The organism is Streptomyces sp. NPDC001599 (assembly GCF_042893535.1).
In the GTDB taxonomy this organism is placed as follows: domain Bacteria; phylum Actinomycetota; class Actinomycetes; order Streptomycetales; family Streptomycetaceae; genus Streptomyces.
Genome location: NZ_JBIAVA010000006.1, coordinates 155372 through 174687, shown reverse-complemented (window position 1 = coordinate 174687; position 19316 = coordinate 155372). Strand labels below are relative to the sequence as shown.

17 protein-coding genes are annotated in these 19316 nt (G+C 68.7%); 8 read left to right on the top strand and 9 right to left on the bottom strand.

Features of this window, described 5'->3' with window-relative positions; translation table 11 throughout:
• Positions 1-18 precede the first annotated feature (18 nt).
• Positions 19-900: a carbohydrate ABC transporter permease gene (locus ACFYZ3_RS17780; protein ID WP_388518217.1), complete on the bottom strand. Its 882-nt coding sequence runs from the start codon at positions 898-900 to the stop codon at positions 19-21.
• On the bottom strand, positions 894-1814 hold the full coding sequence (locus ACFYZ3_RS17775; RefSeq protein WP_388518214.1) for an ABC transporter permease: 921 nt from the start codon (positions 1812-1814) through the stop codon (positions 894-896). The genes ACFYZ3_RS17780 and ACFYZ3_RS17775 overlap by 7 nt, the downstream gene beginning before the upstream one ends.
• A 280-nt stretch (positions 1815-2094) precedes the next feature.
• On the opposite strand from ACFYZ3_RS17775, the gene ACFYZ3_RS17770 reads away from it, so the two are divergent.
• Positions 2095-3090: an acetylxylan esterase gene (locus ACFYZ3_RS17770; protein WP_388518211.1), complete on the top strand. Its 996-nt coding sequence runs from the start codon at positions 2095-2097 to the stop codon at positions 3088-3090.
• A gap of 87 nt (positions 3091-3177) precedes the next feature.
• On the opposite strand, the gene acnA is transcribed toward ACFYZ3_RS17770, so the two are convergent.
• Positions 3178-5895 (bottom strand): aconitate hydratase AcnA, encoded by a 2718-nt coding sequence (gene acnA, locus ACFYZ3_RS17765; RefSeq protein WP_388518208.1) that lies wholly within the window; start codon positions 5893-5895, stop codon positions 3178-3180.
• A 306-nt stretch (positions 5896-6201) separates the two neighbouring features.
• Between acnA and ACFYZ3_RS17760 the strand changes: the two genes are divergently transcribed.
• From ACFYZ3_RS17760 to ACFYZ3_RS17735, 6 genes are all read left to right on the top strand, one after another.
• Positions 6202-6399, top strand: coding sequence for a DUF4236 domain-containing protein (locus tag ACFYZ3_RS17760; RefSeq protein WP_076976921.1), 198 nt, complete (start codon positions 6202-6204; stop codon positions 6397-6399).
• 86 nt (positions 6400-6485) lie between these two features.
• Complete coding sequence (locus ACFYZ3_RS17755) at positions 6486-8015, top strand: UDP-N-acetylglucosamine 1-carboxyvinyltransferase (protein WP_109029773.1); 1530 nt, start codon at positions 6486-6488, stop codon at positions 8013-8015.
• A 115-nt stretch (positions 8016-8130) separates the two neighbouring features.
• Complete coding sequence (locus ACFYZ3_RS17750) at positions 8131-8892, top strand: MBL fold metallo-hydrolase (protein WP_388518205.1); 762 nt, start codon at positions 8131-8133, stop codon at positions 8890-8892.
• Between the two features lie 309 nt (positions 8893-9201).
• The gene (locus ACFYZ3_RS17745) at positions 9202-9894 is read left to right on the top strand and encodes a TetR/AcrR family transcriptional regulator (protein WP_388518202.1); all 693 of its coding nucleotides are present in this window, start codon (positions 9202-9204) and stop codon (positions 9892-9894) included.
• A 50-nt stretch (positions 9895-9944) separates the two neighbouring features.
• Positions 9945-11468: an FAD-dependent oxidoreductase gene (locus ACFYZ3_RS17740; protein WP_388518200.1), complete on the top strand. Its 1524-nt coding sequence runs from the start codon at positions 9945-9947 to the stop codon at positions 11466-11468.
• Positions 11469-11762: 294 nt separating this feature from the next.
• Positions 11763-12893, top strand: coding sequence for an alpha/beta hydrolase (locus ACFYZ3_RS17735; protein ID WP_388518197.1), 1131 nt, complete (start codon positions 11763-11765; stop codon positions 12891-12893).
• 459 nt (positions 12894-13352) lie between these two features.
• Here the strand turns inward: ACFYZ3_RS17735 and ACFYZ3_RS17730 are convergent, their stop codons facing one another.
• The 3 genes from ACFYZ3_RS17730 to ACFYZ3_RS17720 form a co-directional block, all read right to left on the bottom strand.
• The gene (locus ACFYZ3_RS17730) at positions 13353-13982 is read right to left on the bottom strand and encodes a TetR/AcrR family transcriptional regulator (RefSeq protein WP_388518194.1); all 630 of its coding nucleotides are present in this window, start codon (positions 13980-13982) and stop codon (positions 13353-13355) included.
• A gap of 142 nt (positions 13983-14124) precedes the next feature.
• Positions 14125-15516, bottom strand: a complete 1392-nt coding sequence (locus ACFYZ3_RS17725; RefSeq protein ID WP_388518191.1) for an amidase — start codon at positions 15514-15516, stop codon at positions 14125-14127.
• Complete coding sequence (locus tag ACFYZ3_RS17720) at positions 15503-15709, bottom strand: hypothetical protein (protein ID WP_388518190.1); 207 nt, start codon at positions 15707-15709, stop codon at positions 15503-15505. Before ACFYZ3_RS17720 ends, ACFYZ3_RS17725 begins: the two co-directional genes overlap by 14 nt.
• 309 nt (positions 15710-16018) lie before the next feature.
• On the opposite strand from ACFYZ3_RS17720, the gene ACFYZ3_RS17715 reads away from it, so the two are divergent.
• Entirely contained in the window at positions 16019-16954 is a 936-nt protein-coding gene (locus ACFYZ3_RS17715) for an MBL fold metallo-hydrolase (RefSeq protein ID WP_388518187.1), read from the top strand.
• A 195-nt stretch (positions 16955-17149) separates the two neighbouring features.
• On the opposite strand, the gene ACFYZ3_RS17710 is transcribed toward ACFYZ3_RS17715, so the two are convergent.
• From ACFYZ3_RS17710 to ACFYZ3_RS17700, 3 genes are all read right to left on the bottom strand, one after another.
• Positions 17150-17668, bottom strand: a complete 519-nt coding sequence (locus tag ACFYZ3_RS17710; protein ID WP_361006783.1) for a transglycosylase SLT domain-containing protein — start codon at positions 17666-17668, stop codon at positions 17150-17152.
• 594 nt (positions 17669-18262) lie between these two features.
• On the bottom strand, positions 18263-18667 hold the full coding sequence (locus ACFYZ3_RS17705) for a hypothetical protein (protein WP_361006785.1): 405 nt from the start codon (positions 18665-18667) through the stop codon (positions 18263-18265).
• Between the two features lie 284 nt (positions 18668-18951).
• Complete coding sequence (locus tag ACFYZ3_RS17700; RefSeq protein ID WP_361006787.1) at positions 18952-19218, bottom strand: hypothetical protein; 267 nt, start codon at positions 19216-19218, stop codon at positions 18952-18954.
• Positions 19219-19316 lie beyond the last annotated feature (98 nt).

Genomic DNA, 19316 nt, shown 5'->3' with positions numbered 1-19316 from the left:
CCTCGGTGTGGCTGGGACTCAGCCCTTGACGGCGCCGAGCATCACGCCCGACACGAAGTACCGCTGGACGAACGGGTACACGCAGAGGATGGGCAGGGCGGTGAGCACGATGGTGACGGCCTGGATGTTGGCCGCGACCTGGGTGAGCTGCTCGGTTCCGGCGCCCGCGGCGGTGCCCCCGGTGGCGCCCGCGATGAGGTTGCGCAGATAGACCGTGACCGGCATCAGTTCGATGCGGTCCATGTAGAGGAAGGCGCCGAACCAGGAGTTCCAGAAGGACACCGAGTAGAACAGCACCATGGTCGCGACGACCGCCTTGGACAGCGGCAGCACGATCCGGAACAGGATGCCGTACGTGTTCAGGCCGTCGATCTGGGCGGCCTCCTCCAGTTCGTCCGGCAGGCTCTCGAAGAAGGCCTTCATCACCAGCAGGTTGAAGACGCTGATCGCGTTCGGGAGGGCCAGCGCCCACACGGTGTTCTTCAGGTCGAGGCTGGTGATCAGCACATAGGTGGGGATGAGTCCGCCGGAGAAGAACATGGTGAACACGGCGATGCCGACGAGGACTCCGCGCCCCTTGAGGTGCTTCTTGGACAGCACGTAGGCGTAACACGTGGTCAGGACCATGGCGACGGCGGTGGAGACGACCGTGTAGAAGACGGTGTTGCCGTAGTTGCGCCAGAAGGTGCCGTCCTGGAACACGATCTTGTACGTGGTGAGGTTGAAGCCCTCGGGCCACAGCGTCACCTCGCCGGCCCGGATCTGGCGCTCCCCGCTGAAGGAGCGGGCGACGATGTTGAGGAAGGGGTAGAGCGTCACCACCACGACACCGGTGAGGACCAGCCCGTTGACGCCCTGGAAGACCCGGTAGCCGCGGGTGGGCCGGTCGACGCTCACCACAGGCTGGTCCCCACCGTGCGGCGCGAGAGCAGGTTGGCCGAGGTGATCAGCACCAGGCCGATGACCGCCTCGAACAGGCCGATGGCGGCGGCGTAGCTGAAGCTGTTGGACTCGACGCCGGTGCGGTAGAGGTAGGTGGAGATCACGTCACCCGTCTCGTAGGTCAGCGGGTTGTAGAGGAGCAGGATCTTCTCGAAGCCGACCGCCAGGAACGTGCCGATGTTGAGGATCAGCAGCGTGATCATGGTGGGCCGGATGCCGGGCAGGGTGACGTGCCAGATCTGCCGCCAGCGGTTCGCGCCGTCGATGCGGGCCGCCTCGTAGAGGTCGTCGTCGATCGTGGTGAGCGCGGTCAGGTAGAGGATGGTGCCCCAGCCGGCGGTCTGCCAGATCTCCGAGCCCACGTAGATGGTGCGGAACCACTCGGGTTCCTGGATGAACCGGACCGGGTCCTGGCCGAACCAGCCGAGCACGTGGTTGACGGGGCCGTCGGTGGCGAGCATCTGCAGGGTGATACCGGCGACGATCACGATCGACAGGAAGTGCGGCAGGTACGACACCGACTGCACGAACCGTTTGAGCGACCGGGTGCGCACCTCGTTGAGGAGCAGCGCGAGCACGATGGGGATGGGGAAGCAGAAGACCAGCGTGAGGCCGCCGATCCAGAGGGTGTTGCGGAAGACCTGCCAGAAGGTGGGGTCGCTGAGGAACATCTCCACGTAGCGCAGCCCGACCCACTGCTCCCCCAGGATCGACCCGCCGGGTTCGAAGCGGCGGAACGCGATCACGTTGCCGATCATCGGCAGATAGCGGAAGACCAGGAAGAACAGCAACGGCAGCAGGGCCAGTGAGTACAGCTGCCAGTCGCGGCGCAGCGCACGCCGCCAGCCGGGCGGCGTGGTGGAGGTGCTCATGCTTCAGGCCTCCCCATGGAGCGCGGACAACCGAAAGTTTCGGTCGCACACCGGTAACTTCGCGGCAACTTAGAGGTAGGGAGAAAGCGGTGTCAATGGCAGGTACACGGCAGGATTGTGGAGCTCAGGCCGCACCGTGGGGCAGAGAGCTGCTGGTGATCGGCGCTCTGGGAAGAACCGCGAAGAGCTGTTACGGTCGGCCGCACCTTTCTGGACCGATGCCGCAACGATCGGTTGTCCGATCGTCCGGTCGTCCCCGAACCCGCTGCGAGGTGCCGCCGTGCCCGCGTTCGACCTGCCGCCGACGGAGTTGACGCACCATCGTCCGGCCCCCGACGAGCCCGAGGACTTCGACGCCTTCTGGCGCGAGACCCTCGCCGGATCACCGCCCGGCGGCCCCGTGGTGTCGGCGCACCCGGTGGACAACGGACTGCGGCTGGCCCGGACCTGGGACGTGACCTTCCGGGGCTTCGGCGGCGACCCGGTGCGCGCCTGGTTCAGCACACCCGCCGGGACCGGCGACCGGCCCCGGCCCGCGGTCGTCGAGTACGCCGGGTACGGGCGCGGACGCGGACTCCCCCACGAGCGGCTGACCTGGGTGGCCGCCGGGTATGCGCACCTGCTGATGGACAACCGGGGCCAGGGCGACCAGTACGGCTGCGGCGGCGCCACCCCCGACCCGCACGCGGACGCGCCCGGCGGTCCCGGCCCTGCGGTACGGGGACTGCTCGACCCGCACGACCACCACTACCGCCGTCTGATCACGGACGCGGTCCGCGCGGTCGCCGCGGTGCGGATGCTGCCCGGCGTGGACGCGGAGCGCGTCACGGCCGTCGGCAACAGCCAGGGCGGCGGACTCGCGCTGGCCGTCGCGGGGCTGGTACCCGACCTGGCGGCGGTACTGGTCTCGGCGCCGCTGCTGTGCGGTATCCGCCGCGCCCTGGACCTCACGGACGCGGGGCCCTACGGCGAGATCGCCGCGTACCTCTCGGTGCACCGCGGTGCCGAGAGCGCCGCGTACCGCACCCTCGCCTACCTGGAGGGCGTCTCCTTCGCCCGCCGGGCGCACGCGCCGGCCCACTTCGGCGTGGGTCTGCGCGACACGGTGTGCCCGCCGAGCGGGGCGTACGCCGCCTTCAACCGGTACGCGGAACTGTCCGGGGCCGAGCCCCGCAAGGAGATCCACGCGTACCCGTTCAACGGGCACGAGGGCGGGGACGCGGTGCACGTGCGGCGCCAGTTGGAGTGGCTGGCTGCCGTGGTGCCGGCCCCGTGACACGGCGAGGGCCGCACCCCCGTCACCGGGGATGCGGCCCTCGACCTTCCTGCGCCGCCGCCTGGCTGCCGGCGGCGGATCGGGCTGCTAGTTGCGGATCAGGCTGCGCAGCACGTACTGCAGGATGCCGCCGTTGCGGTAGTAGTCCGCCTCACCGGGGGTGTCGATGCGGACGACCGCGTCGAACTCGACGCCGGTGTCGGTGGTGACCTTCACCGTGCGCGGGGTGGTGCCGTCGTTCAGCTCGGTCACGCCGGAGACCGAGAAGGACTCCTCGCCGGTCAGACCGAGGGACTCGGCGGTCCGGCCCTCCGGGAACTGGAGCGGCAGGACGCCCATGCCGATGAGGTTCGAGCGGTGGATGCGCTCGTACGACTCGGCGATGACGGCCTTGACGCCGAGGAGCGCGGTGCCCTTGGCGGCCCAGTCGCGGGACGAGCCGGAGCCGTACTCCTTGCCGGCCAGGACGACGAGCGGGATGTTCTGCTCGATGTAGTTGCGGGAGGCGTCGTAGATGAACGCCACCGGACCGCCGTCCTGGGTGAAGTCGCGGGTGTAGCCGCCCTCGGTGCCCGGCGCGATCTGGTTGCGCAGGCGGATGTTGGCGAAGGTGCCGCGGATCATGATCTCGTGGTTGCCGCGGCGCGAGCCGTAGCTGTTGAAGTCGCGGCGCTCGACGCCGTGCTCCGTCAGGTACTTGCCGGCCGGGGTGTCGGCCTTGATCGCACCGGCGGGCGAGATGTGGTCCGTCGTCACCGAGTCGCCGAGCTTGGCGAGCACCCGGGCGCCGGAGATGTCCTCGACCGGGGCCGGCTCCATGCCCATGCCCTCGAAGTACGGGGGCTTGCGCACGTAGGTGGACTCGCCGTCCCACTCGAAGGTGTCGCCGGTCGGGATCGGCAGCGCCTGCCACTGAGCGTCGCCCGCGAAGACGTCGCTGTAGGACTTGGAGAACATGTCCTCGCCGATGGCGTTGGCGACGACGTCGTTGACCTCGGCCTCGGAGGGCCAGATGTCCTTGAGGAAGACCGGGTTGCCGTCCTGGTCGGTGCCCAGGGCGTCCTTGGTGATGTCCACCTTCATGGAGCCCGCGAGCGCGTAGGCGACGACCAGCGGCGGGGACGCCAGGTAGTTCATCTTGACGTCGGGGTTGATCCGGCCCTCGAAGTTGCGGTTGCCGGAGAGCACCGAGGTGACGGCGAGGTCGTGGTCGTTGACGGCCTTGGAGACCTCGTCCGGCAGCGGGCCGGAGTTGCCGATGCAGGTGGTGCAGCCGTAGCCGACGAGGTTGAAGCCGACCTTGTCGAGGTAGGGGGTCAGGCCCGCCTTCTCGAAGTAGTCGGTGACGACCTTGGAGCCGGGGGCGAGGGTGGTCTTGACCCACGGCTTGCGGGTCAGGCCCTTCTCGACCGCCTTCTTGGCCACCAGGGCGGCGGCGACCATGACGTACGGGTTGGAGGTGTTGGTGCAGGAGGTGATGGCCGCGACCGTCACCGCACCGTGGTCCAGCTCGTAGGTCGTGCCGTCGGGGGCGGTCACCGGGACCGGGTTGGACGGGGCGCCGTTGGGGGTGACGGCCGGGGAGTCGGAGGCCGGGAAGGACTCCTTGCCCGCCTCGTCGACGACGTCCACGTAGTTGAGGACGTCCGACTTGAACTGCTGGGCGGCGTTCGCGAGGACGATGCGGTCCTGCGGGCGCTTCGGGCCGGCGATGGAGGGCACGACCGTGGAGAGGTCCAGCTCCAGCTTCTCGGAGAAGTCCGGCTCGGCCTTCGGGTCCAGCCAGAGGCCCTGCTCCTTGGCGTACGCCTCGACGAGGGCGACCTGCTGGTCGCTGCGGCCGGTCAGGCGCATGTAGTTCAGCGTCTCGTCGTCGATCGGGAAGATCGCGGCGGTGGAGCCGAACTCCGGCGACATGTTGCCGATGGTGGCGCGGTTGGCGAGGCTGGTGGCGGCCACGCCCTCGCCGTAGAACTCGACGAACTTGCCGACGACGCCGTGCTTGCGCAGCATCTCGGTGATCGTGAGCACCAGGTCGGTGGCGGTGGTGCCGGGGGTCAGCTCGCCGGTGAGCTTGAAGCCGACGACGCGCGGGATCAGCATGGAGACCGGCTGGCCGAGCATCGCGGCCTCGGCCTCGATGCCGCCGACGCCCCAGCCGAGGACGCCGAGGCCGTTGACCATGGTGGTGTGCGAGTCGGTGCCGACCAGGGTGTCCGGGTAGGCCTTGCCGTCGCGGGTCATGACGACGCGGGCCAGGTGCTCGATGTTCACCTGGTGGACGATGCCGGTGCCCGGCGGGACGACCTTGAACTCGTCGAAGGCGGTCTGGCCCCAGCGCAGGAACTGGTAGCGCTCGCGGTTGCGGCCGTATTCCAGGTCGACGTTCTGCTTGAACGCGTCGTTGGTGCCGAACTTGTCGGCGATGACGGAGTGGTCGATGACCAGCTCGGCCGGGGCCAGCGGGTTGATCTTCGCCGCGTCGCCGCCCAGCTCCTTGACGGCCTCACGCATGGTGGCGAGGTCGACGACACAGGGCACGCCGGTGAAGTCCTGCATGATCACGCGGGCCGGCGTGAACTGGATCTCCTGCGACGGCTGGGCCTGCGAGTCCCAGCCGCCGAGGGCGCGGATGTGGTCGGCGGTGATGTTCGCGCCGTCCTCGGTGCGGAGCAGGTTCTCCAGCAGCACCTTCAGGCTGTAGGGAAGGCGCGCGGAGCCCTCGACCTTGTCCAGCCGGAAGATCTCGTACGACTCGTCGCCCACCTGCAGTGTGCTGCGGGCGTCGAAGCTGTTCGCCGACACGACAGTCTCCTTCATTTATGTGCGCGTACCACCGCATCCTGCCGCCACGCCCTCTTGGCCGATCCGCTAAGGTAAGGCTAAGTTAGGTAACCCTTACCGCCAGACCCGAAAGCGGCGCGCGGCTGCGGTGCGCCTCGGCAGATATCTCGATGTCGAGATAACTCTAGTACATAGGGGCGGCCCGGTCATGTCCGGGCGCCGTGTGGCGTGCGCCCCACCCCGGGTGACCCGCGGGGCCATCACTACGCCGGACGGGGGTATCCGATGCGTGCCGGACCGAGCCGGCGCGACACGGAAGGGGGCACGATGCCGCTCACGTTCCGCAAGAGTTTCCGGATCCTCCCGGGAGTGCGGCTGAACATCAACAAACGCTCGTGGTCCATCACGACCGGAGGCCGGAACGGTCCGCGCCACACCCGCAGCAGCACCGGACGTCGTACGACATCGATGGATTTGCCGGGGCCTTTCGGATGGCGTCGCACGACGACGAGCAGGCGCCGCTGAGGCGTGACCGGGGGTTACTTGACGTCACGTCACCCGAACGGACCCCCCGAGAGGCGCGATCTCATATCTGAGATAGCCTCAACCTCATGGCAGACGACTACCTCGTACGCATCGGCAGGCTCATCCGTGACGCGCGGCAGCACCGCGGCTGGACGCAGTCACAGCTCGCGGAGGCGCTCAACACCAGCCAGAGCGCCGTCAACCGCATCGAACGCGGCAACCAGAACATCAGCCTTGAGATGATCGCCCGGATCGGCGAAGCGCTGGACAGCGAAATCGTCTCCCTGGGCTACGCGGGTCCGATGCACCTGCGCGTGGTCGGCGGCCGTCGCCTCTCCGGCGCCATCGACGTCAAGACCAGCAAGAACGCCTGCGTGGCCCTGCTGTGCGCCTCGCTGCTCAACAAGGGGCGCACGGTGCTGCGCCGGGTTGCCCGCATCGAGGAGGTCTACCGCCTCCTGGAGGTGCTCAACTCCATCGGTGTGCGCACCCGCTGGATCAACGACGGCACCGACCTGGAGATCGTGCCGCCGGCCGAGCTGGACATGGAGGCCATCGACGCCGAGGCGGCCGTCCGCACCCGCTCCATCATCATGTTCCTCGGCCCGCTGCTGCACCGCATGGAGCGTTTCCGGCTGCCCTACGCCGGCGGCTGCGACCTCGGCACCCGGACCATCGAGCCGCACATGATCGCGCTGCGCCGCTTCGGCCTGGACGTCGCCGCGACCGAGGGCCACTACCACGCGGTGGTCGACCGCACCGTCCGCCCGGACCGCCCGATCGTCCTGACCGAGCGCGGCGACACGGTGACGGAGAACGCCCTCCTGGCCGCCGCCCGCCACGACGGCGTCACCGTCATCCGCAACGCCTCCTCCAACTACATGGTCCAGGACCTCTGCTTCTTCCTGGAGGCCCTGGGCGTCCGCGTCGAGGGCATCGGCACCACCACCCTCACCGTGCACGGCATGCCGGTCATCGACGCCGACGTGGACTACTCCCCCTCCGAGGACCCGGTAGAGGCGATGAGCCTGCTGGCCGCCGCCGTGGTCACGGAGTCGGAGCTGACGGTGCGCCGGGTCCCCATCGAGTTCCTGGAGATCGAGCTGGCGGTCCTGGAGGAGATGGGCCTCGACCACGACCGCACCCCGGAGTACTTCGCCGACAACGGCCGCACCCGCCTGGTGGACCTGACGGTGCGCCCCTCCAAGCTGGAGGCGCCCATCGACAAGATCCACCCGATGCCCTTCCCCGGCCTGAACATCGACAACGTCCCCTTCTTCGCGGCGATCGCGGCCTCGGCCCAGGGCCAGACCCTCATCCACGACTGGGTCTACGACAACCGCGCCATCTACCTCACGGACCTGAACCGCCTCGGCGGCCGCCTCCAACTCCTGGACCCCCACCGCGTCCTGGTCGAGGGCCCCACCCGCTGGCGCGCCGCCGAGATGATGTGCCCGCCCGCCCTGCGCCCCGCCGTGGTCGTCCTCCTCGCGATGATGGCCGCCGAGGGCACGTCGGTGCTGCGCAACGTGTACGTCATCAACCGCGGTTACGAGGACCTCGCAGAGCGGCTGAACTCGATCGGGGCGCAGATCGAGATCTTCCGGGACATCTGAGAACTCTAACAGATAGTAGCGCGAAACCCCTCCTGACCTGCAGAAACGCGGGACTGGGGGGGCTTCCGGCCATCCCTGGGACTTTTCTGGGACTTCTGGCCGCTCGCTGCGCGCATTGCGGCAGTCCGGCCGCCAGCCGGGTCGCCTGGCGAGCCACAGCTTCGCCGTCGAGGTGGACGGCATGCGGGTGCTGGTGGACACCGGCATCGGAAACGGGAAGCGGCGCGCCAACCCCGCCTGGCACAACCTGAACAGCGACTACGAAGCACGGCTACGGGCGGCGGGCTTCGCGCCGGAGAGCGTTGACCTCGTGGTCCTGACCCACCTCCACGCCGACCATGTGGGGTGGAACACGCGTGCCGAGGGCGACGCCTGGGTGCCCACCTTCCCGAACGCGCGCTATCTCACCTCACGCACCGAGTGGGACTACTGGGCGGGCGTCGACATGGAGGAGGCGCGTCGGCAGATGTTCCGGGACTCGGTCCATCCCGTCCGGGAAGCAGGTCTGTTCGACCTCATCGATGTCGCGGACGAGGGCACGGACGTCGCGCCGGGCATCCGTCTGCTGCCCACCCCCGGTCACACACCGGGGCAGGTGGCGGTGGGACTGAGCAGCCGTGGCGAGACCGCATTGGTCACCGGTGACAGCATCCACCACCCGGTCCAGATGGCGCATCCGGAGCTCTGCAGCTGTGTGGACGTCGCTCCCGAACTCGCGGCCAGGACCCGGAACCAGGTGCTCGGCTCACTGGCCGGTACGTCAGCTCTCCTGCTCGGGAGCCACTTCCCCCCGCCCACCGCCGGACACGTGCTGCGCGAGGCCGGCGGGTACCGACTGGTCCCGGCTCCCTCAGGGGTAACGCCCATCGGCGGCTGAAGCGGATCGGAGCACCCGGGACGTGCCGCGCACCGAGTCCGTGCGGGTGACCTCCTGGGTGTCCGCGACCGGACGGCCGGGAGCGCGAAGTCGACGGGGCGTGATGCGGCAAGGAAAGTACCGGGCCGCAAGCGCGGCCTGGCCTGACGGGCGTACCGGCCAGGAGCCGATCCGGTAACGCGGGAAAACGCGGTGCCGAAGGCAGTGGTCGAGCCGTAACCGATCTCACGCATCGGAAATCCTGCGGAGTGACCTTTTGGTGCGCTGAACCAATTTGGTTCGGCGCACCAAATGTGTCACGCTGGAGGCATGGCAACGAGGAACCCCCGCTCGGAGCGGCGTAACCAGGTGCTCTCCCGGGAGCGGATCATCGAGACGGCGATCGAGTTGCTCGACGCGGGCGGTGAGGCGGCCATGACCACGCGGGCTCTCACCGAGCGCCTGTCCACCGGTTCGGGAGCCATCTACTACCGGGTGGGCAGCCGGGACGACCTGCTGGACACGGCGACCGAGACGCTCGTCACAGCAGCCCTGGCGGCAAAGCCCGTTCAGGCTTCAGCCGCACCCGGGGACGAGATCCGCTCCGTCGCGCTGGCTCTGTTCGACGCGATCACCGAGCACCCGTGGCTCGCGACGCGGCTGACCCAGCAGGTGGTCCGCAAGCCGTTTGGCCCGGTGACGGTCGGCATCTTCGAGCGGATCGGCTGCCAGGTCGGGGCGCTGGGTGTGCCCCAGGCGTCCTGGTTCGACGCCGCCTCGACGCTGGTGCACTACATCCTCGGTGCCGTCAGCCAGAACACCCGGATGGAAGGCGACGCCCCCGACGGCTCGCACAACCGCGGCGAGTTCCTCGACGAGACCGCGGCGGCTTGGCAGAACCTCAATGCCGAGGACTACCCGTTCATGCACGCCATCGTCGTCCAGGTGAGCACGCACGACGACCGCGAGCAGTTCCTCACCGGCATCGCCGTGATTCTCGACGGGCTTGCCCGGCTCGGCTGACCCGTCCCGGCCGGCCCACCCCAGCGCGTGTCTCTGAAAGGAATCTCATCATGCGTGACGTAGTAATCGCAGGCGGCGGACCCGTCGGCTTGTTCCTGGCCGCCGAGCTCGCCCTGGGCGGCGCGTCCGTCGTGGTCCTGGAACGCGACGCAGAAGCAACTTCCCCCTGGAAGGCGCTCCCGTTGGGCTTGCGCGGCCTGAGCGCCGGGTCGGCCGAGACGTTCCACCGCAGCGGCCTGCTGGATGCAGTGATACGCGCTTCGCATGCCGACCCGGCGAAGGTCGGCGCGGCTCCCGACGCCATCCAGGCACCGGATCCCCGGGATGTGAGTCACTTCGCCGGTATGGGCCTGAACGCGGCCGACATCGACGTGGCCGCACTGCCGTTCCGGCTGCCAAGCCCGGCGATGGAAGGCTTCATGACCAGCCTGGAGGCAGTCATCTCGGTCATGGCTGAGCGCGCCACCGAGCTGGGCGTAGAGATCCTGCGCGGCAAGCCCGTCACGGCCCTCACGCAGGACGACGAACACGTCACGGTCACGGCCGGAGGTCAGGAGTACCAGGCGCGCTACCTGGTCGGTTGCGACGGCGGACGCAGCACGGTGCGGGGCCTGGCGGGCTTCGACTTCACCGGTACAGATCCACTGTTCACCGGCTACGTCGCCCAAGTCACCTTCGCCGACCCCGACCAGTTGTCGCTGGGCTTCAACCTGACGGACAACGGCATGTATCTGCGCACCCCCTTCGAGGGGCATCTGGGCATGATGGACTTCGACGCCGGCGCCTTCGACCGGTCCCAGCCACTGACCCGCGAGCATCTCCAGGATGTCCTGCGGCGCATCACCGGTGCGGACGTGTCGCTGACCGGGGTGCGCCTGGCGTCGAGCTTCACCGACCGAGCCATGCAGACCACGACGTATCGCAGGGGGCGTGTCCTGCTGGCAGGGGATGCGGCGCACATTCACTCGCCCCTTGGGGGGCAGGGACTCAACCTCGGCATCGGGGACGCGGCCAACCTCGGCTGGAAGCTCGCTGCGACCGTGCGCGGCACCGCGCCCGAGGGGTTGCTCGACACCTACACCAGCGAGCGCCACCCGGTGGGAGCTGCGGTGCTGGACTGGTCGCGGGCCCAGGTGGCGACCATGAAGCCGGGCCCCAATGCCCCCGCGCTGCGACAGCTGGTCCACCAACTGCTGAGTACCACGGACGGCACGACCCTCGCCTACCGGCGGACAACGGGTCTGTTCAACCGCTACGACGTGAGCGACGCTCACCAGCTCGCGGGCTCTACCGCCCCCGACTTCCGCTTCGAGGACGGCACCCGCTTGGGAGAGTTGCTCCGTCAGGGCCAGGGCGTCTTGCTCGACTTCCGTACCGATGACCGGCTGCAGCGCGCCGCTCAGCACTGGGAGGGCCGGATCCAGTACGCCGCCGGCCCGGCGCGCAACGACCTCGGCTTCACCGCGGTACTCGTTCGCCCCGACGGCGTAGTGGCCTGGGCCGCCGGACAGGACCTGGACATCGGAACGTTGGAGCAGGCAGCCGCCCGCTGGTTCGCCGGTGCCCAGAACTAGCCCGGCCGCGGCCCTTGTCGGCGCATTGCCGAGGAGGTCGCAAGCAGGCCGAGGAGGAGGCACGACTGCGGGCCGAGGAGGAACGGCGCCCCGCCGAGCATGACAGCACGCTTGCACGGCAGCGCTCGCAGGCATTCCGCACTGTCTCGCCAGCCCAAGCCATTCCCGCGCCCCACGTCAACTCGCCCTCGTATCGGGCACCTGAGCGCGGCTGGTCCCACCAAATCGCCGTCGCGGCCGAGCTTCGGCCTGCCCTCTCACGCTCTCCTCCGGCCCCCCTCTAGGAGAATGACCATGACCGGACACCTCAGGACCTTCTCACCGAGGGCCAAAGCTCTCACGGCCGCGTTGGCGGCCATCGCCGTGGCGGGGATCGCTGTGCCGGTGATCACCAGCGCGCAGGCCAAGACTTCCGCCTCCGCACGCTCGGCCGACGCGCACACTTCCCCCAGCAGCGTGCAGAAGCTGCACCCCGACGCGGCCTGCTTCGAGGTACGAGTGCCGGTGTCGGTCAAGAAGACAGGAAGGGCCCACATCTACGGGGAACTGTGCCAGCCGCGCCAGAAGACCAAGGTGAGCAAGACCGTGCAGCTGCTGGTCCCCGGCTCGACCTACAACCACAGTTACTACGACATGCCGGTGGAAAACGGCCGCTACTCCTACGTGTCCAAGGCCCTCGACGAGGGCTTCTCCACCTTCAACATCGACCGGCTCGCCACAGGCAAGAGCACACTGCCGCCCAGCTCGAAGTACACCCTCGAATCCAGCACGGACGCCATCCACCAGGTCATCAGCCGGTTGCGTGACGGTCAGGTCAGGGACCGAGCCTTCGACAAGGTCGTCTGGGTCGGCCACTCGCTGGGCTCGTCCATGGCATGGGCTCAGGCCGCGAAGTACAACAACGACGTCGACGCCTTCGTGCTCACCAGCATGAGCCACGTCGTCCGCCAGGAGGAGCCCTCCGACGACGGTCCCGGCGAGGACGTCAAGTTCGAGATCAAGGCGAAGGACGACCCCAAGTTCCACGGCAGGATCAACGACTCTGGCTACCTGACCACGAACGTCGGCATGCGGCAGTTCTTCTACTACACCCCCAACACCGACCCGGCCGTCATCAAGGCCGACGAGCGCCTCAAGGACGTGAGCACCGCCGCAGACTCCGACAACGAGAGCCTTCCCGCCGCGCAGTCCCCTTCTCAGGCGATCAAGGTGCCCACCCTCCTAGTCACCGGCGACAAGGACCAATACTGCACCGTTGACACCTGCACCCCGAGGAGGATGCTCGCCAACGAGCGCCCGTACTACTCCGACCAGGCCGACCTCACATCGATCGTCGTGCCCAACAGCGGCCACGACGTGCAGCTGCACAAGAACGCACCCAGGACGAACGCACGGATCCTGCACTGGATCAAGGCCGCGCTCTGAGGCTGACCGATCAAGGCCTGCGGTGGCGGAAAGATCATCCGCTGGCACTGGGAGTCTCCTGGGACCTTTCTGGGACTTTCGGCTGCATCAACAGGCCAGAGCGCGAAACAACCGAAAGGTCTTTCATGCAGGTCAGCGTCCGCTGACCACTCATCGCCGCAGGTCACAAAGCTGACTGGTCTCTCCCGGGACATCTGAAAGTTCTAAGATAAAGCAGCGTGAGACCCCTCCTGGCCTGCGCAAATGCGGGGCAGGAGGGTACTCGTAGGCGCCGCTGGGACTTCTGCTCGCTTTATGCTCCGCCGAAGGGCCCGTCGTGCGCACGGAGCGCCACACGGGCGTCACGCCCCAGGGCCACGTCCTGGTCGGTCATTGCTGGGGAATTCATGACCCCTGCCAGTACAGCCGGCCGCTTGGCCTCCACGGCCCAGTGGCCAGACCGCCCGACGAGCGAAGTGGTCAGTTGTCGGGGTTCTTCTTCGAGCGCCGAGGGGCGGCGGCCTGGTTGGGGCGAGCGCCGGCCTCGGTCTGCTGGGCGTACACGGCGTTCGTCACGAGCTCGCGCGCGTATGCGGCGTCCAGTCGGCCGGGGCGGAAGAGGATGCGGTACATGATCGGCGCCACGACGCGGTCGATCAGCAGTTCCGTCTCGGGCACCGGCTCCCCCCGCTGCACCGCACGGGCCAACACGACGTCGATCTGCTCTGCGGCATACGCCGAACACTGACCGGCATTGGTCCCGTCGGGGTCGCCGAGCAGGGCGTCCCGGATGTAGGCGCGCCCGGGCGGCGAGGCCATCTCGTCGACGAACTGTTCCGCCCACGCGTCGAGATCGGCCCGCAGGCTTCCGAGATCGGCCGGATCCGTTTCCGGGCGCAGTCGTTCGACGGCCACGTCTGACAGGAGTTCCTGCAGGTCGCCCCAACGACGGTAGACCGTGGAGGGGGTCACGCCCGCCCGAGCGGCCACCATCGGGACCGTGAGCGCGTCGCGGCCCACCTCCCCTACGAGTTCGCGTACCGCCGCATGGACGGACTCCTGTACGCGTGCGCTGCGCCCGCCGGGGCGGACCATGGGCTTGGGACTCATGCGATCCACCTTAATGCGATTCTGTTGCTTCTAGGCGGTGGCCGGCGTCGGCGACCCGCGGGGCTGCGTGTCCGGGCGGCGGAGCACGGCGGACGCCCCTGCGGCGACGCGACCGCAGGCCGGCTGGAACGTCCGCCTTCCCTCAGGCAGCGAGGGGAGCAAGCCGCCCCGCGCCGGCCACCGACTCTTCGTAGACCCGGCCCGCACGGAGCACCGTCGCGTCGTGGAAGGGGCGCGCCATCAGCTGCATACCGATCGGCAGTCCGGCGCGGTCGTGACCGACCGGCAGGGTGAGGGCCGGGACGCCGGTGATGTTGGCCGGGGCACAGAGGCGGACGTAGCTGTCCGACACGGCCTCGGTCGTACCATCGGCCCACTCGACGGCTTCCTGCCCCGCCCCGGTGGCGGTCATCGGCACCGTCGGCGCGGCGAGGACGTCGATTCCGTCGAACATGCGAGCCCAGGCGTCTCGCATCATGGTGCGGGCCCGCTGGGCGCGGAGGTAGTCGCCCGCAGAGGTGAGTTCGCCGGCCTCCAGCAGGATGCGAACGTCCGCCGCGTACAGGTCGGGGGTGGCCCTCAGCGACCGCTCGTGGTAGGCGGTGGCCTCGGGAACCATCAGCCCCCACTGAACGGCCTGGACGTAACGCGCCATCGGGATCTCGACGTCGACGAGTTCCGCCCCCAGCTCCGCCAGCCGCTCGATCGCGCCGCGTACGGACTCCTCGACCTCGGGCGCGACCCGGTCGAAGTAGTGGTTCCGCGGTACGCCGACCTTCAGTCCTCGCAGGTCGCCTCCCGGGAAGCGGTCCAGCATCGGGCCGGACACGCTCGCCGGATCGCGCGGGTCGTGGCCGACGGTCGCCGACAGCACCAGCGCGGCGTCCTGGACGGTGCGGGTGAGCGGGCCCACGTGGTCCAGGGACCAGGACAGCGAGGTCACGCCTGTGCGTGGGACCAGGCCGTAGGTCGGCTTGAGGCCCACCACGCCGTTCAGGGCAGCGGGGACCCGGATGGAACCGCCCGTGTCCGTGCCCATGGCGAACGTCGCCCCGCCGGCGGCGACAGCTACCGCCGAGCCGCCGCTCGACCCGCCCGCGACCCGGCTTTGGTCCCAGGCGTTGTTCGTCTGCGGAGTGGTCAGGCCGTAGGCGAACTCGTGCGTGTGCGTCTTGCCCAGGAGGACGGCCCCGGCGGCGCCGAGCCGTTCGGCCACCCGGCTGTCGCGTTCCGCCACGTGCCCTGCCCGGACGTGCGAGCTCGCCGTGGTGGGCATCCCCTCCGCGTCGATCAGATCCTTGAGCGCCATGGGGATCCCGTGCAGTGGCCCGCGCGGTCCGCTTCCGGAGATCTCCCGTTCGGCGCGGACCGCTGCGGCCAGGGCCGCGTCGGCGGCGACGGTGACGTAGGCGCCCAGCCGTCCTTCGACGGCGGCAATACGGGCGAGTACCGATTCGGTGAGTTCGACCGGGGACAGCTCCCGTGCGCGCACCGCACGGGAGGCTTCGGTCAGCGACAGCTCAAACGGTTGCATCGGCGTTCCCCTGTCCGGCCCGGTAGGAGGACGCGGGAGGGGCCTCGCCGAAATCGAGCTCGCGCAATGTGCTGATCACGGAGTGGATGTAGTTGGCCGTCATGGCCACTCCTTCGTGCCGGCCGTCCCCGAGAGGGAGCCCCGCCCGCAGCGCCCCTCGGGCTGCCTCTTGGGGGGTGAGTTCGCTGGTCATGGCTTCCTTCCGGATCTGTACGGCGCGACGGGCCGGGGCTGGTACAGGACCTCCGACCACCGCAAAAGCGAATCGTTTGCTTTAGTCGACAGTAGGACCTACGGTGACTTAAAGCAAACCAATCGCTTTTAGCACTGGAAGACCCTCATGCAGAGCGTCCCTGCGGGCCTCGCGCCTCCCCGCACCTCCTCATCCGGACGCCTGCCGCCCGCATTGCACGCCTCGATCCACCCGACACATCCGACACACCCGACACACCCACTCCAGACATCTCCGTCCTCGCGACCCGTAACAGGTAAGGAAGTCGCCGTGTTCACCTCACCTCGAACGACCAAGTCCATCGCTCCCCCCGCCTCTTCCTGGACGGTGGGCGACCACACCGTCCGACGCATCGACGAAGTGGCCCTGCCCGCCCCGACCGGTCCGTGGCTGCTGCCCGGGGCAACCACCGGCCTCGTGAGCGGGACTCCCTGGCTGAGCCCCGAATTCGCCGACGAACAAGGCGTGCTGCGCCTGGCGAGTCACAGCTTCGCCGTCGAGGTGGACGGGATGCGGGTGCTGGTGGACACCGGCATCGGAAACGGGAAGCGGCGCGCCAACCCCGCCTGGCACAACCTGAACAGCGACTACGAAGCACGGCTACGGGCGGCGGGCTTCGCGCCGGAGAGCGTTGACCTCGTGGTCCTGACCCACCTCCACGCCGACCATGTGGGGTGGAACACGCGTGCCGAGGGCGACGCCTGGGTGCCCACCTTCCCGAACGCGCGCTATCTCACCTCACGCACCGAGTGGGACTACTGGGCGGGCGTCGACATGGAGGAGGCGCGTCGGCAGATGTTCCGGGACTCGGTCCATCCCGTCCGGGAAGCAGGTCTGTTCGACCTCATCGATGTCGCGGACGAGGGCACGGACGTCGCGCCGGGCATCCGTCTGCTGCCCACCCCCGGTCACACACCGGGGCAGGTGGCGGTGGGACTGAGCAGCCGTGGCGAGACCGCATTGGTCACCGGTGACAGCATCCACCACCCGGTCCAGATGGCGCATCCGGAGCTCTGCAGCTGTGTGGACGTCGCTCCCGAACTCGCGGCCAGGACCCGGAACCAGGTGCTCGGCTCACTGGCCGGTACGTCAGCTCTCCTGCTCGGGAGCCACTTCCCCCCGCCCACCGCCGGACACGTGCTGCGCGAGGCCGGCGGGTACCGACTGGTCCCGGCTCCCTCAGGGGTAACGCCCATCGGCGGCTGAAGCGGATCGGAGCACCCGGGACGTGCCGCGCACCGAGGCGCACCGAGTCCGTGCGGGTGTCTGACAGGGTTCGGAAACAGGCGGGGCCGGAAGGGACGTGTCGTCCTTCCGGCCCCGCCATGCTGCCTGGGCCCCGCCGGCCTCCGCGCGGGACCGGTCGTCCCTGGGGGCTCAGGCGGTCGGTGGGTCCGCCGGTCAGTAGGCGGAGTCGACGTTGTCCATGGAGCCGTACTTGTCGGCCGCGTAGTTGCAGGCGGCGACGATGTTGGCGACCGGGTCGGTGATGGAGTCCTTCGTGCCCTTGACGTGGTAGGCGTCGAAGGTGGGCTGGATCGTCTGGAGCAGGCCCTTCGAGGGGATGCCGTTCTGGGCGTTCACGTCCCAGTTGTTCTGCGCGGTCGGGTTGCCGGACGACTCGCGCATGATGTTGCGGTGCAGGCCCTCGTAGGTGCCCGGGATGTTCTTGGCGTCCATGACGTCCAGGGCGGTGCGGATCCAGCCGTCGAGGTCGTCGCCGTGCTTCTTCTCGCCGGCCTTGACGATGGCCTTGATCTTGTCGGTCTGGGCCTGGGTCTGCGCGGTGGACGTCTTGGCAGGCTCGGCGGCGTGTGCCGGGCTCGGGGCGAGGGTGAGGGTGACGGCGGCGGCGCCCGCGGCGGCGAGGGAGGCCACGGCGGACTTACGGATGCTGGGGCGGCGCATGATGGCGTGCACGGGTGTACCTCTCCATTCGGGAACGTGATGGGGAGGCCGACGGGGGGTCGGCGACGCGGTGTCCGCGTTGGACGCGGCTTCGCGTCATCAGGGCCGGTGTCTGGGTCACGGACGGGCTCTTCCCGTCCGGTCCCGGCGCTCGGCTCCCCGGTACGTCGAACACACTGCGGAACGTTCCGGCGCCGCGACAAGTGTGTGACCTACTACGCCGCTTCGCAGACCGGCCGCCCGACTCGCCCGGACGGCCGACGGCCACACCGGCGAGCGGCCGTCGGGCGTCTACTAACCCCGGCCCCGTGTGACCTGGGCCCTGTGCGCGCCCTCACAGAGCCGGTCACCCGGCGGTCGACTCTTGTCACCCTGCGCAGACAGGAATCTCACGCAACGGAACGGAACGATCACCTTCCGGGGTCGCGAGGAAGGCCGATGTCCCGGCATCAGGCGAGGTGGTGCACGGGGACACGCGTGACGAAGGTGTGTCCGTCGGTATGCGCAGAACTCCGCCCCCGCCGCGGCCGGGGAACGCGCGGTCCACGGCCGGACCCATCCATCATCCGTGTGTCACGCGAGGCGCGGGCAGGCGAGCCTGCGACGTCAGGCCAGGCTGCGGCGTGCCAGGGCGAGAAACTCCGCCTTGAATGGCTCGAGGCGCTCGGACAGGTTCCCCTCATCACGCTCCTGCCAGACCGCTTGATTGAGAGCGCGGGCATAGGCGGTCGTCGGTGAGTGAAGGCCAGGAGCACTCAGCAACTCGATGCTCTTCTCGGCTATTCGAAGACCGTCCATCGCGGGCCTGGCCGTCACATACCAGTCATCACCAACCTCCCATTGAGGTGGCCGCGCATGCGCCACGCCCTCAGCCTCCAGCGCACACCGGATGAACTCCAGCACGGTCCTGATCTGCTCGGTACGACGCTCCTCCGCCCACGCCGCAGCCCTTCTTCGTTCTTCAGCCCGGTCGGCTGCCCGCTGCGTCGTGCGCTGGGTCAGATACGTCAACGCACCACCTACAGCCACACCGACCATCGATATCACTGGGGTCCACAGGTCTACTGCCACCGCCGACTACTACCAGTACCTGCACACCGACCGCTACCGATCTTGCCAGAGAGGCATGCCTTCCCAGACAGCGCGGTAGGCGGTGCGGCGTCGAGGACCGTGGCAGGGCTCAGTGTTCACATCTGCTGTACCGAGGTCAGGTCCGCAGTTTGCCGGTGGGACAGTCGTTCATCTCCAAGGAGACCGGGTGCGGGTCCAGCATCAACGGGGCGGTCCAACGCCCCTCACGGTGCCGAACGTTTCCGCCGCAGCAACCAGGTACCCCCTGTCACCGCCCCCGTCATCAAAAAGCCCACCATCAGCGACATCCTGAATTCCTCCAGCTTGCTGCCGTCGTCCGCCATAACCACCGACAGCGTCGTCATGACGACCGTGATCACTAGCCCAATGGCCAGGTTCTTGCGTACCAGCGATTTCGGCATTTTCTCCTCGTTTCTCGATGAGTGCGCCGCAGTATCGGTCTCGATTTGACGGCACACCTGGAGCGTCACTGCAGTTTCCTGGACAGCACCCTCTGACTCTTTTTTTGGGGTACGGCCTTCCGGCGAGAGCCCGTCGTGACGCAGGGGAAATGACCGGGGGACGGACA

Coding starts and splice junctions, on each gene's coding strand:
- ACFYZ3_RS17775 (WP_388518214.1), bottom strand. CDS start 1,814: ATGAGCACCTCCACCACGCCGCCCGGCTGGCGGCGTGCGCTGCGCCGC.
- ACFYZ3_RS17760 (WP_076976921.1), top strand. CDS start 6,202: ATGCCGCTCACGTTCCGCAAGAGTTTCCGGATCCTCCCGGGAGTGCGG.
- ACFYZ3_RS17755 (WP_109029773.1), top strand. CDS start 6,486: ATGGCAGACGACTACCTCGTACGCATCGGCAGGCTCATCCGTGACGCG.
- ACFYZ3_RS17745 (WP_388518202.1), top strand. CDS start 9,202: ATGGCAACGAGGAACCCCCGCTCGGAGCGGCGTAACCAGGTGCTCTCC.
- ACFYZ3_RS17740 (WP_388518200.1), top strand. CDS start 9,945: ATGCGTGACGTAGTAATCGCAGGCGGCGGACCCGTCGGCTTGTTCCTG.
- ACFYZ3_RS17735 (WP_388518197.1), top strand. CDS start 11,763: ATGACCGGACACCTCAGGACCTTCTCACCGAGGGCCAAAGCTCTCACG.
- ACFYZ3_RS17730 (WP_388518194.1), bottom strand. CDS start 13,982: ATGAGTCCCAAGCCCATGGTCCGCCCCGGCGGGCGCAGCGCACGCGTA.
- ACFYZ3_RS17725 (WP_388518191.1), bottom strand. CDS start 15,516: ATGCAACCGTTTGAGCTGTCGCTGACCGAAGCCTCCCGTGCGGTGCGC.
- ACFYZ3_RS17720 (WP_388518190.1), bottom strand. CDS start 15,709: ATGACCAGCGAACTCACCCCCCAAGAGGCAGCCCGAGGGGCGCTGCGG.